The organism is Okeania sp. SIO3I5, from assembly GCF_010672085.1.
GTDB lineage: Bacteria > Cyanobacteriota > Cyanobacteriia > Cyanobacteriales > Microcoleaceae > Trichodesmium.
Genome location: NZ_JAAHHT010000253.1, coordinates 1 through 13239 on the forward strand (window position 1 = coordinate 1; position 13239 = coordinate 13239).

The following is a 13239-nucleotide window of genomic DNA, read 5'->3' on the forward strand; positions in this document are numbered from 1 at the left end:
ATGCCGTACCATGATTGGGGAGGAGGGGGAGGAGGGGGAGGATGGGGAGGATGGGGAAGATGAGGAGGATGGGGAAGATGAGGAGGATGGGGAGGATGGGGAGGATGGGGAAGATGGGGAGGATGGGGAAGATGAGGAGGATGGGGAAGATGAGGAGGATGGGGAAGATGAGGAGGAAGAATTCTGTCTACAGTCTTCACTCAAGCGTGTCTAATTCAATACATTTTTCTCCCGAAAAAGCCGAACCCAGACCTACCCATAACTTGTCAATAATGCCCAAGTTTTATGTTAAGAAAGATGTTTATAAAGCATAGCTTTGAAAGGGGGGCAGCAAAAGGGAATATTGCTTTAAAGGGATAAAGGTTTTTTATCACTGATTATCCGGACATGATATTAGCCGATAATGGTCTTGAAAAAGTACAATTTTTTTCTCCTTAGAGCTGCATAAAGTTAGGATGAAAGGGTTGACTATTGGCAGAAAAATCAAGGGATAATTCTTCCTTCTGTCTCCTCTAAATTCCTTATTCCTCCTGTCTCCTGTCTCCTGTCTCCTGACTCCTACCCTCACCCATAAGACTTTTTCAGCAAACCCTAATTATTAATTGTTAATTATTAATTATTAATTATTGAATACTTCTTTGCTCCCCCCTCAAGAAAACATAGAAAAGTTAAGAAACATCTATAAATTTAGGTAAATTATTTCTTTATGCTATTAATATAGACAAAACAATAGTCTATTAAAGTGTGGAAAATTTATGCGAGTATTTGTTTTACTGTTTAATGCCAGAACTGAAAATGAGGGGATACATACGATTCAGATGGGCGATCGTAATAAGGTATATATGTTTGAGTCTGAGGATGATGCTACCCGTTTCGCTGTATTACTAGAAGCTCAAGATTTTCCTACTCCTACAGTTGAAGAGTTTGAGGAAGAAGAAATTATGGAATTCTGTAGGGGTGTTGATTATGACTGGGAAGTTATACCAGCAGGTAAGTTAGAGATTCCTCCAGAGCATAATGTAGAAAAGACTGATTGGGAATTAGAAACAGACCAAACTTCTGAAAAGACTGAAACTGACTTAGATAAAATTAAGCGTCAATTGGAGGGTCTTTTGTAAAATTCAAAATTCAAAATTCAAAATTCAAAATTCATTCATTAAGATTTAACAGACTGAACACTTTTACATTTCAATTCAATACTTTCAAGGGATTATTTAACTATTTTTTGAATTCAAAATTCGCGCATTCAAAGTTCAAAAATTTTGGTTATAACTTAATTTCAATAATTGTTTAATTAAGGATTTAAGCCTCGTTCTTAAAAGCTCGAAAAAATCAAAAATATTTTCTTTATTTCAAGCCTCTGACTTTAGGCAGAGGTTATAATTTTGAATTAATAATTTTTAATTTTGAATTGATTTGACCAATTTGCCAAACAATACCTCAAAGAATTACTTTCAACCTTTGGTGAAGTTGAAATTAGTCGAGAGGTGACGGGAGTTGTTAGACAGGTGGATATTTATTTTTATCCAGCCTCAAAACCTCCTACTTCTAACCTCAATTTAGGAGTATTAAGTCAAATATTATTGAGTGATTGTTTAATTGAACCTTTTTGGAATCAACCAACCTTAAATGAAGTTCGTAGTTGTTTGCTGAAGTTATTTTATGTTCAGAGTGAATTGCAACGAGCAGCTAGACGGAATCGAGAATCTATTAATGAAATAGATTTGCCTAAATTATGGATATTAACTACTTCTGCTTCAGAGAAATTGAGCGATAGTTTTGGTTTTCAACTAGACCCAGAAAACCAGATGACAGGAGTTTACATTTCTCCCCCTGGGTTGAAAACAAATCTAATAGCAATTAATCAATTACCAGTAATACCAGAAACACTTTGGTTAAGAATTTTAGGCAAAGGAAAAACTCAAGAATCGGCTCTGTTAGAATTAGGTGATTTATCACCAGAAAATCCTTTAAGAATTCTGGCACTAGAACAGGTTGCAAATTGGACAAATTATTTAGAAACCAAACAAAATTTAACATCGCAGGAGAGAGAATTAATTATGAATTTATCACCAGCTTATTTGAAATGGCGTGAAGATGTCAGACAAGAAGGACGTCATTTCAGTTATCAGTTATCAGTAACGACCGCTGAACCAGGAGGCTTGAAAATACGGAATTGAACTTTTTTTATCCCCTTAAAAGAGGAGGCTTGAAACCAAAATTTTTCGGTCAAGAGGGGCGTCAGGAAGAACGAAAGATTGTGCTGGAAAGCTTGCTAAAAAATCGATTTGGTGAACTTAACCAAGAGTTATTAGAAGTTGTAGAAACTTTATTAAAGTTGTCTGCTGAAGAATATGCTCAAATACTAATTCAATTGCTGAATTTATCGCGGGAGGAATTCTTAAAGTTAATCAAAAATGAATCCTCAAAACAGAACAATTGAATGAGAGAATAAGCGCTAAATTACCCAATTAGAAATCAAATAAGATTTAACGTCGGAGGAGAGAGAATTAATTATGAATTTATCACCAGCTTATCTCAAATGGCGTGAATTTGTGAGGCAAGAAGGACGTCATTTCAGTTATCAGTTATCAGTTATCAGTAATGACCCCTGAATCAGGAGGCTTGAAAATACGGAATTGAACTTTTTTTATCCCCTTGAAAGAGTCGGCTTGAAACCCAAATTTTTCGGTCAAGAAGGACGTCATTTCAGTTATCAGTTATCAGTAACGACCGCTGAACCAGGAGGCTTGAAAATACGGAATTGAACTTTTTTTATCCCCTTGAAAGAGTCGGCTTGAAACCCAAATTTTTCGGTCAAGGAAGAACGAAAGATTGTGGTGGAAAGCTTGCTAAAAACTCGATTTGGCGAACTCGACTAAGAGTTATTAGAAGTTGTAGAAACTTTATTAAAGTTGTCTGCTGAAGAATATGCTCAAATTGGCGAACTCGACCAAGAGTTATTAGAAGTTGTAGAAACTTTATTAAAGTTGTCTGCTGAGGAATATGCTCAAATACTAACTCAATTGCTGAATTTATCCCGGGAGGAATTTTTAGAGTTAATCAAAAATGAATCCTCAAAACAGAATAATTGAATGAGAGAATAAGCGCTAAATTACCCAATTAGAAATCAAATAAGATTTAACGTCGGAGGAGAGAGAATTAATTATGAATTTATCACCAGCTTATCTCAAATGGCGTGAATTTGTGAGGCAAGAAGGACGAGAAGAAGGGCGACAAGAAGAACGAAAGATTGTACTGGAGTGGTTCCTAAAAATTCGATTTGGTGAACTTGACTACGAGTTATTAGAAGTTGTAGGAACTCTATTAAATTTGTCTACTGAAGAATATGCTGAAATACTAATTCAATTACCGAATTTATCACGGGAGGAATTCTTAAAGTTAATCAAAAATGGCTCAGAAGACACAGAGTTCTTTACAAATTCATCGCCAGCTTATATTAAATGGCGTGAAGATGTGAAAGAAGAAGGACGAAATGAAGGGCGACAAGAAGGACGAAAGATTGTACTGGAAAGCCTGTTAAAAAGTCGATTTGGGGAACTTGACCAACAGTTATTAGAAGTTGTAAAAATTCTATTAACATTATCTCCTAGTAGATATGCTCTAATAGTAATTCAATTACCGAATTTATCAAGGGAGGAATTTTTTGAGTTAATTATAAATGAATCGGAAGACACAGAGTTAATGATGAATATATTGCCAGCTCGTCTCGCATGGCATAAAACTTTGAAGCAAGAAGGACGAGAAGAAGGGCGAATAGAAGGAAAAAAGATTGTATTGGGAAGCTTGCTAAAAACTCAATTTGGCGAAATCGATCAAGAGTTAGTAGAAGCTGTAGAAATTTTATTAAATTTGTCTGCTGATGAATATGCTCAAATACTAATTCAATTGCTGAATTTATCGCGGGAGGAATTCTTAGATTTAATCAAAAATAAATCTTCAAAACAGAACAATTGAATCAGAGAATAAGTGTCAATTAAGGAGTAGGGAAATAGGGGAGTAGGAGAGCAATCTTTTTGCCTTTGCTACAATATTTCTTTTTATATTTTCTGTATATTTAGTCATTTCAAATAAGAATGAAACACTTTTTTTGGCTGAAACCCTTTCAAGGAAAGAAACACTCGTCCCAGTCTTATTCAGAATGACTATGGCACTCGAAGCAAAGATTAGGAAAGTTCTAAATGCTCAAACCCTTTGATAGTCTACTGTTCCCTGTTCACTATTCCCTATTCCCTATTCCCTATTCCCTTTTGTGTATATAGTAGTCGAAACAAAGATTAGGAAAGTTCTAAATGCTCAAACCCTTTGATAGTTTCCTGTTCCCTGTTCCCTATTCCCTGTTCCCTTTTCAAGTAGCGTCATAAAACATTTTTGGAATAATTTATCAAGATTTGATATGAAAAATTTACAAGAACGAGGTCATTTGTTAACCGAACAGGTTAATCCCAATAGTCATAATCTAGATCGGTTAAGTTCTTTAGAGTTGGTAGACTTATTTAACCAAGAGGATCGTCGGACTTTAGAGGCGATCGCTTCTTCCCGTTTACAACTTGCTCAAGCAGTGGACATAACGGCTGAGGCTTTGGCTCAAGGTGGTAAATTGTTTTATGTGGGAGCTGGTACAAGTGGCCGTTTGGGGGTATTGGATGCGGCTGAATGTCCCCCAACATTTTGTACGCCTCCAGATTTGGTACAAGGAATTATTGCTGGAGGTGCGGCAGCTTTGGTCCGCAGTTCCGAAGATTTGGAGGATAGCTTGGAAGATGGTCGTCAGGCGATCGCTTCGCGCCATATCACAAATCTAGATGTGATAGTCGGTATTACTGCTGGTGGTACAACTCCTTATGTTCATGGTGCTTTAGAAGCTGCAAAACAAAGGGGGGCAAAGACAATTTTTATGACTTGTGTGCCTGTAGAACAATTTAGTGTAGAGGTAGATGTAGATATTAGGTTGTTGGTTGGCCCAGAATTATTAGCAGGTTCAACCCGTCTGAAGGCAGGAACAGTAACAAAAATGGCTTTGAATATCTTATCAACAGGAGTAATGGTGAGATTAGGCAAAGTTTATGGTAATCGGATGATTGATGTGGCGGTAAAAAATAGTAAGTTACGCGATCGGGCCTTACGAATTATTGAGGATTTAACTGAGTTAAGTAGGGATGAAGCGAGGGAATTATTAAATAAAAGTGGTGATTCAGTTAAGTTAGCACTTTTGATGCACTGGAGTAATTTAGAAAAAGAAGAGGGAGATAAGATATTATCTGAGAACCAAGGTAACCTCACGGCAGCTCTGAAAAAAGTAGGAATATAGTCCCATGGGAAGTCATAAGTTAGGAGTAATGAGTAATGAGTAATGAGTAATGAGTAAGGAGTAATGAGTAAGGAGTAATGAGGTAGGGACGTTGCATAACAAAAATGCGTTTTCTTATAGGGAATGCTGCGCTTTCCATGTCGCGTAGCGTTAACCTGCGTTGTGCTTTAGCTAAACGTCCGTAGGTCCTCAGGAGTCAGGAGGGGAGAGAATTACAAAGATTGAGTAATTATGACGATTTGAGATTTTTTTTATGTCCAATTTCCTCGGATTTGATATCATACATTAAGGTTTTATACAAAGTGAATTGGTATGAAATAGATAAGATATATACAAGAGACTCAGTGATTAATATGATACAACTGACGGGGTAAATATTTTTGGCGTTGCTGAAATGTAATGATCAATAGCTGAAGGTAATATCGTAAAATATACTTTTTTCGCATTTTACTTAATCTAAACATCATTACCATTAAACAACGCCATATTTTTCACTTGTTTTCTACTCCCTACTTTCCCTATTCCCTACTCCCTACTCCCTAATATGAAATACCTATTATTAATTGCTAGTTTATCAGTTACTACACTAATAAAACTATGGAGTATTTCTGCTGTTCTAGAAAGACCTGTTTTAGCAATAACTACCTTCAGAAATATTAGTAGTAGTTGGAAAATTTCTCAAACGTACAAACCTCCAGATCGGGGGGCACCTCCAAGTACAGAATCTCCAGCAACTCGTGGTCCATCTCCTGGTAGTGGTGAATGTTTATTAGAAAATAAAAAGTTAACTCTTTTACTGCCAGAAACAAAATGGGGATTAACTATATCTAAATATCCCACATTATATGTATATATTCCACCTTATGAAAATGCTCAAGAAGCAGAATTTTTTATCAGAGATTCAGAGCAGAATGATGTGTATAATCATGTTTTTAAGCTACCTGAAAAATCGGGAATTATTAGGATTAAGCTGCCTCCAGAAAAATCACCTCCTTTAGAAGTAGGAAAAAACTATTCCTGGGAAGTAAAAATATCTTGCATTTCTGAATTCCCAGCTACCAGCGTAAACCCATCTGTTGAAGGTAAAATTAAACGTATTCTACCAGAACAAAGTCTCTATAATAAGTTAGCAGGAGTCACACCTCTAAGTCTACCAACTGTTTATGCTTCCCAAGGAATTTGGTATGATGCTTTAGAAAGTATGGTAGAACTTCGGAGGTTAAATCCAGATAATCCTGAGTTAATAAATGATTGGGAAGAATTATTTAATTCTGCTAACTCTAAAGCTAAGGAAGAATTAATTCAAGCACCTATATTAGATTGTTGTCAAAAAGAAGATTAAATCATGCTCTTTCAATAATTAAGAATTAGGGTTTGCTGAAACAATCTTATGGGTGAGGATAGGAGTCAGGAGACTCGAGACTCGAGACTGGAGAAGTAAGGAATTTAGAGAACGTAGGAGGAAGAATTACCCCTTGGTTTTTCTGCCTCGCGTTAACCAAAAATTCTAACTTTATGCAGCTCTTTAGAGTAAAAATATTGTAATACATGAAAGACAATTATCGGCTAAAACCTTGATCTGTCAATACCTTTTAGATTTAATCAGCAAGTCCTAATTAACAATTAATAATTAATAATTACTTCTTCTGTAATAGAAGGATTGAGTTAAAAGAAATTTTTTTCTTCTCAAGTTAGTCGATTAGATATGGCGTACTTCGGAGTAGCTCTGCAAGATGAGGGAAACCTCACCATCCAACCCTTCGGGAAACTTTCCTGACGGAATGCTATCGCAAACTTTAACGACCGCTTTTTCTCCATGAATGGAGAGGCTTTTTTAGGTAAGAATTCAGCCATCAGCTATTAGCTGCCAGGCATTAATTTATTCTTTTTGAAGAAAGAATCAAAGTTGAAAGATTGAGCAAAATTAAAAGTTACTCTAAAAGCATATTAACTATCTTTCTAATTAATTACTTGGTGTAGAATTATTACCAAGGAAAAGCTGAATAATAGCATTCCACTCTATCGGCAAGTCAACAGTTAAAAGTCAAAAGTTAAAATTCAGCAATTAACAATTAATAATTACTTTTATCTTTTAGGGATACGATTGATTACAGAAATTTCGGAGGCGCGTGAGGTACAAAATTTCATTTAGTAATTTTGGTAACACAACCTTCCAGGTTGTTAAAGATAAGAAACCTGAACTGCAAAAATAGAGCTCAATCTTCAACTGTACCTCACCATCCTCATGCATTGCTTTAAGAAGAAAAAAAACTTCTTTTTTCCCTTTGAAAAGCAATCAAAAAAAAAGAATTTTTTATGTGGCAAAAAATAATTAAAAAGCTAGCTTGGAAATGGCGTGGCTTATTAGTTACTGCTCCTAGTATTACTATCCTATTAATTGGGTTATACTTAACAGGCAGCTTACAAATATTTGAGTTAGCAGCATTCGATCAATTCATTAGATTTCGTCCCCAAAAACCTGTAGATAAAAGAATATTAATTGTCGGATTTAATGAATCAGATATACAAACTTTGGGAATGACAATTTTATCAGATGAACTCCTTGCTCAGTTAATAGAAAACTTGAAAAAATATCAACCAGCAGCAATTGGTTTAGATATATTTCGAGATTTACCAGAAGAACCAGGATATGAAAAATTAGTAAAAGTATTTGAATCTACACCAAATTTAATTGGTATTAGAAAGGTAGTTGGTAATCAAATTAATTCCCCAATTAATCCTCCACCAATTTTAGATAAACTGAACCAAGTTGGTGCTAATGATCTGCCTATTGATGTTGATAGTAAAATTAGGCGATTCTTTTTATATTTAACAGATAGGGAGGGAAAAATAGTACCGAGTTTCGGGTTGAAATTAGCAACAATTTACCTACAAAATCTTAAAATTTTTCCTAAACCAGCAACAGTTAATCCTGAATATTTACAATTGGGAGAAGCTGTATTTATTCCTTTTGAAAATAATCATGGTGGTTATATAAAAGCTAATGCTAAAGGATATCAAATTATCCTTAATTATCGCAGCCCACAATATACGTTTCAACAGGTTTCAGTAACTGATGTTTTAAATAATAAAGTTCCACCAGAATTAATACGCGACCGCATCATTCTAATTGGTTCAGTAGCAGAAAGTAAAAAAGATTTATTCTTCACACCTTACAGCAGTAAAATTATTGGGATTCCTGAAAAAATGTCAGGGGTAGAAATTCATGCCAATATTACCAGTCTGATTATTAATTCTGCTCTTGGTGAGATGAATCTTATTAAATCATTGCCGGAATTTTTAGAGTGGATATGGATTTTTTTCTGGTCAATAATAGGAGCAGGCATTACTTGGAAATGGCGCTATTCTGGAGGTTTTTCTCAATTTTCTGGTAAATCTATTATTAGTTTATTTGTGCTTACTGGTGGTTTACTTTCCATCAGTTATTATGCTTTTTTATGGGGTTTATGGATACCAGTAATAACTCCATTGTTAGCTATCTGTTTATCGGCGATCGCTATCACAGCTTTTATTGCTAAAACTGCTGGATATATTCGAGATGTTTTTAGTCGTTATTTGACTGATGAAGTAGTAGCGAATTTATTAGAAAATCCCGATGGATTAAAATTAGATTGTCAACGGCGAAAGGTGACAATTTTGATGTCTGACTTAAGAGGATTTTCTGCTATATCTGAAAGATCAGAACCAGAAACAATTTTTGCTATGCTGAATATTTACCTAAAGGAAATGACAGAAGTAATTAATCAATATGGCGGTACTATTGATGAATTTATTGGTGATGCAATTTTAGTTATTTTTGGCGCTCCTACTCAGAGAGAAGATGATGCAGAAAAAGCAGTTGCTTGTGCAGTAGCAATGCAAATATCAATGCCTAGTGTGAACGCTAAATTAAAGGAATTAGGTTTACCAGAAATTCAGATGGGAATTGGTATTAATACAGGAGAAGTTGTAGTTGGTAATATTGGTTGTCAGAAAAGGTCTAAGTATGGAGTTGTTGGTAGTAATATTAATTTAGCTTCTCGGATTGAATCTTATACAGTGGGAGGTGAAATTCTGATTTCAGAAAATACTCTTGCAGAAGTCAGTTCTATTGTCAAAATTGTGCAGCAAAAATCGGTCAAAATTAAAGGTTTTCCTGAACCTATAACTATTTATCAAGTAGGAGCTATTTCTGGAAAATATCATTTGTTTATACCAGTAAAGTCAGAATTATTTGTAGATTTATCAGAACCAGTTCCGATTCAGTTTGCAGTTGTTGAGGGAAAGGAAGTTAGCGAACAATTCATGTCAGGAAGTTTGGTCAAAGTATCTACTAATTCTGCTGAAGTAAAATCTAATTATTTAGTAGATGTGATGAGTAACCTGCGGATTCATTTATTAACTAAAACTGTTTCAGGGGAAAAAATGGATTATTTTTATGCCAAAGTAACAGGTAAAAAAGACGATCAGAGTGGATTTTATATACATTTCACTGCCCTATCTCCAGAGGTTGAAAGTATTTTAGAAAGTTGGGTGACAACTGGTAGTTAGATAATAATTTTGGATTGTGGATAGGAGAATATTTACTTTTTTATCTCAACGTTGGTTGAAGACTCGCGCTATCTATCCCCCCTAACCCCCCTTTGAAAGCTATCCCTTATAAGGAACTCTTGAAACCCTTGTGGGAGGGTGGGGAGGATGGGGAGGATGGGGAGGAGGGGGAGGAAGAATTCTGTCTACATTCATAAAAAAGTGTATTGAAAAATACTCTTTTCTTCTGAAAAAGCCGATTCAAGACTTAAACATAACTTGTCTATGTTGTCAAGTTTTATGTTAAGAAAGATGTTTATAAAGCATAGCTTTGAAAGGGGGGAACAAAAGGGGAGCGAAGGGATGAGAAAACTAATCAATAAGAGCGGTTATTAGAGAAATAGAGAAAATCAGGTCATAATCAAAACCTTGTAGGGACGTTCCATGGAACGTCCCTACTCCCTAATCTCCCTAATCTCCCTAATCTCCCTACTCTCCCTACTCATTACTCATTACTCATTACTCATTACTCATTACTCATTCTACCTACTCCCTACTCCCTACTCCCTACTCCCTACTCCCTACTCCCTACTCATTACTCATTACTCATTACTCATTACTCATTCTACCTACTCCCTACTCCTTACTCATTACTCATTACTCATTACTCATTACTCATTCTACTCCCTAATCTTAACGAGAATAAGCTTGAACATATCTAAGTATGCCACGAGCGATCGCCTGCGCCATCCGACTACGTTGAACAGGATCGGCAAGTATCCGAGAATCATAATTACCAGTAACAAAACCCACCTCTACCAAAACAGCAGGCATCTTAGTATGTCTTAGCACATGAAAACGCGCTCGCTTCACACCACGATTCTTCATTGTCGGAAAAGCCTGCAACATACTATTCTGAATATACTGCGCTAAAGTCTGCCCACTTTGGTAATAAAACGTTTCTAAACCATTAACATCAGGACGACTCATACTAATAGCATTAGCATGAATACTCACAAACAAATCTGCTCCCACCCTATTAGCAAGTTCCGAGCGTGGTGGTAAATCTAAATCCCGGTCTGTCTTACGAGTCATAACCACCTGTATATTATTCTGTTCCAGGATTTGAGCTACTTCTAATGACATAGGCAATACAATATCCTTCTCCCGCAGACCGCCAATACCCACTCCACCCAAATCTGTCGGGCCTCCATGTCCAGGATCTATCACTATCATTAGTCGTCCATCACGTCGAGGTAATCTATTGGGAAAAGGAGAACGAGGATAACGATTATTAGGGCGTTGATTAGGCCGTTGATTAGGCCGTTGATTAGGCCGTTGATTAGGCCGTTGATCGCGACGACGAGGCCAAGGTAAAGGCCAGCGTCTTGGACGGAAATTTTCAGCAGAATTCTGAGGAGTCTGAGCAGGTGAATTTTGGGGAGGTGAATTCTGGGGTGATGAATTGTTTCCCTGTGAAAATATTGATGGTCTCGAACTAGAAGGTTCTTGTGTAGGATTTGGTTTCCAACTAGGAGGAAGTAAAGTAGAAGGTTGTCTTGTAGAATTTGGTTTCCAACCTGGAGGTGCAGTTCCAATATTACCCCAACCCATAGGCAAAGATAACTGTTGGGCCGTAATCTGAGTTACTTCTGCAATTTTAACATTAGTAGCAGGCTTAACCAGAACTGTAACTGTTTCTGGATCTTCTTGACGAATTCTTGCCCAGAGCAAAGGACTGCCAACCTCTCGCCCTGGTAACTTTAATCGGTCATCTACCTTAGCACCATATATAGTAATTCCATAAGCATCTGCTTCAGAATCCCAACCACTGGTATAATTAAGAGCTTTGTCTCCAGTAACCACTAACTCAGTACCATTTTTTAATTCCACCGACTTAATTACCGCAAAACCAGTAGCTTGATTAATTGTTGGTGGTGCTTCCCCTTGAGGCCATACTGCGATTCCACCTGCATAAGCACGAGCTTGCCATTGAGTATTTGCATTTGGCAAACTTACTGTCAGACGAACTACTGCTGGTGTAGTTGAAAGTTGAGTTAGTTGAGTAATTGTTAACCCAGATTCATTAAATCTTTGATTTGGTTTAACATCCCTTGCTGTGAGAGTAGCATTAAGGACATCAATAGTCATCCAAGTACGGTCAACACTCTCCTTAAGTTCAATTTCTGGTAATTTACCACTTGTTTTTAGGACTACTCCCTCTTTTTTGACTTGGACATCTTCTACAAGAGTCGGCGTACCATTAGTTGTAACTTGATTAACAATAGGAGGGTTAGTAGGTCTTCCTGTATTTTGATTCCTTGACCTTTCTATTGTGCTAAGAGATAGAGGCGAACGTGTGGGTGGTGGGGGTGGAGACTGTGGTTGCGACTGGGGTGGAAACTGAGGTTGAGACTGAGGTTGAGACTGTGGTTGGGACTGTGGTTGCGACTGGGGTGGAACATTATTAATATCTGCAGTAGAAGTAATTTTTTGAGGCGTTGGTATTTGTACAGTCCAGTTACTAGGAGAAAGACCCCGAAATTTTACCTGCTTTGGGTCAATAGTGTAGCCATTATTGAGTTCTACTACAATTCGAGCTGTTTGAGAATTAAATTGTCCCACTCTAACTGCTTTGATAGCTCCACCCACAACTTTAGAAGTTCTTATACCACCTAAAGTTGTTCCTGGCAAGTCTATAACTAACCTAGTTGGGTTAGTAATTAATTGGGCTTGTGGCTGAACGCCACCTTCTGTGGTAAAAGATAGTTGGTTCTCATTAACTTTAAATTGCCAAGATTCTAAGGTTGCAGCTTCAGAGGGACTTCCTAAGACAAAAATGCTGAGTAAACTTGGAACTAACCATCGTAACATAAGAGTTTTTCGCATTTGGGTACTTTTAAGAAAGATCAAACTATTTCCTGGATATATATTTTTCATCTCAAGTCTAATACTTTATTTAATCCTCTGGATCAATATAAAAATATTCATTTACCAAAAAGTAAAGTCTAATAACTATTTACTTCTACACCCAAGTTATCACTTTCATAATGACTTTTAGGATAACTAGAAAGAGTTTGTAACAAATTATCAATTTTCTATCTAAAACGCTCAAAAGCTAACAAATCGTGCTAAGATAGAAAAAAATCAATGTTTCAGATGAAATATGTCAGACCCAAAGAAGCAGCCTCCATCCTTGGAGTTGCAGTCTCAAGTCTCAGACGATGGGAAGAAGAAGGCAAAATTAAAGCAATCAAAACCCCGTCAGGGCACAGGCGGTACTCAATCGAAGAAATCGAACAAGCAGCAGGTTGGCCCAGGGCAATTACCACTGTTTGTTATGCAAGGGTGTCGAGCCATTCCCAACGAGACGATAT

11 protein-coding genes are annotated in these 13239 nt (G+C 36.6%); 10 read left to right on the plus strand and 1 reads right to left on the minus strand.

Going from position 1 to position 13239, the window contains the following annotated elements:
* The 9 genes from F6K40_RS33625 to F6K40_RS33665 form a co-directional block, all read left to right on the plus strand.
* On the plus strand, nt 1-214 hold a 214-nt coding region (locus F6K40_RS33625), incomplete at its 5' end, for a hypothetical protein (RefSeq protein ID WP_293142494.1).
* A 541-nt stretch (nt 215-755) separates the two neighbouring features.
* Nucleotides 756-1118, plus strand: coding sequence for a DUF3110 domain-containing protein (locus F6K40_RS33630; RefSeq protein WP_293142496.1), 363 nt, complete (start codon nt 756-758; stop codon nt 1116-1118).
* Nucleotides 1119-1508: 390 nt separating this feature from the next.
* The gene (locus F6K40_RS33635) at nt 1509-2180 is read left to right on the plus strand and encodes a hypothetical protein (RefSeq protein ID WP_293142498.1); all 672 of its coding nucleotides are present in this window, start codon (nt 1509-1511) and stop codon (nt 2178-2180) included.
* A gap of 29 nt (nt 2181-2209) precedes the next feature.
* Nucleotides 2210-2443 carry a hypothetical protein gene (locus F6K40_RS33640; RefSeq protein ID WP_293142500.1) on the plus strand — a complete coding sequence of 78 codons (234 nt, stop codon included), beginning with the start codon at nt 2210-2212 and terminating at the stop codon, nt 2441-2443.
* Between the two features lie 472 nt (nt 2444-2915).
* Entirely contained in the window at nt 2916-3095 is a 180-nt protein-coding gene (locus F6K40_RS33645) for a hypothetical protein (protein WP_293142502.1), read from the plus strand.
* A gap of 73 nt (nt 3096-3168) precedes the next feature.
* A complete protein-coding gene (locus F6K40_RS33650) occupies nt 3169-3978 on the plus strand; it encodes an RpnC/YadD family protein (RefSeq protein WP_293142504.1) in 810 nt (269 codons plus the stop codon).
* Between the two features lie 439 nt (nt 3979-4417).
* Nucleotides 4418-5332, plus strand: coding sequence for an N-acetylmuramic acid 6-phosphate etherase (gene murQ, locus F6K40_RS33655; RefSeq protein WP_293142505.1), 915 nt, complete (start codon nt 4418-4420; stop codon nt 5330-5332).
* Between the two features lie 544 nt (nt 5333-5876).
* Nucleotides 5877-6674: a DUF928 domain-containing protein gene (locus F6K40_RS33660; RefSeq protein ID WP_293142507.1), complete on the plus strand. Its 798-nt coding sequence runs from the start codon at nt 5877-5879 to the stop codon at nt 6672-6674.
* A gap of 974 nt (nt 6675-7648) precedes the next feature.
* The gene (locus tag F6K40_RS33665; protein WP_293142510.1) at nt 7649-9883 is read left to right on the plus strand and encodes a CHASE2 domain-containing protein; all 2235 of its coding nucleotides are present in this window, start codon (nt 7649-7651) and stop codon (nt 9881-9883) included.
* A gap of 672 nt (nt 9884-10555) precedes the next feature.
* Here the strand turns inward: F6K40_RS33665 and F6K40_RS33670 are convergent.
* On the minus strand, nt 10556-12751 hold the full coding sequence (locus tag F6K40_RS33670) for an N-acetylmuramoyl-L-alanine amidase (RefSeq protein WP_293142513.1): 2196 nt from the start codon (nt 12749-12751) through the stop codon (nt 10556-10558).
* Nucleotides 12752-13012: 261 nt separating this feature from the next.
* Between F6K40_RS33670 and F6K40_RS33675 the strand changes: the two genes are divergently transcribed.
* A partial coding sequence (locus F6K40_RS33675; protein WP_293142516.1) for a MerR family DNA-binding transcriptional regulator occupies nt 13013-13239 on the plus strand: 227 nt, incomplete at its 3' end.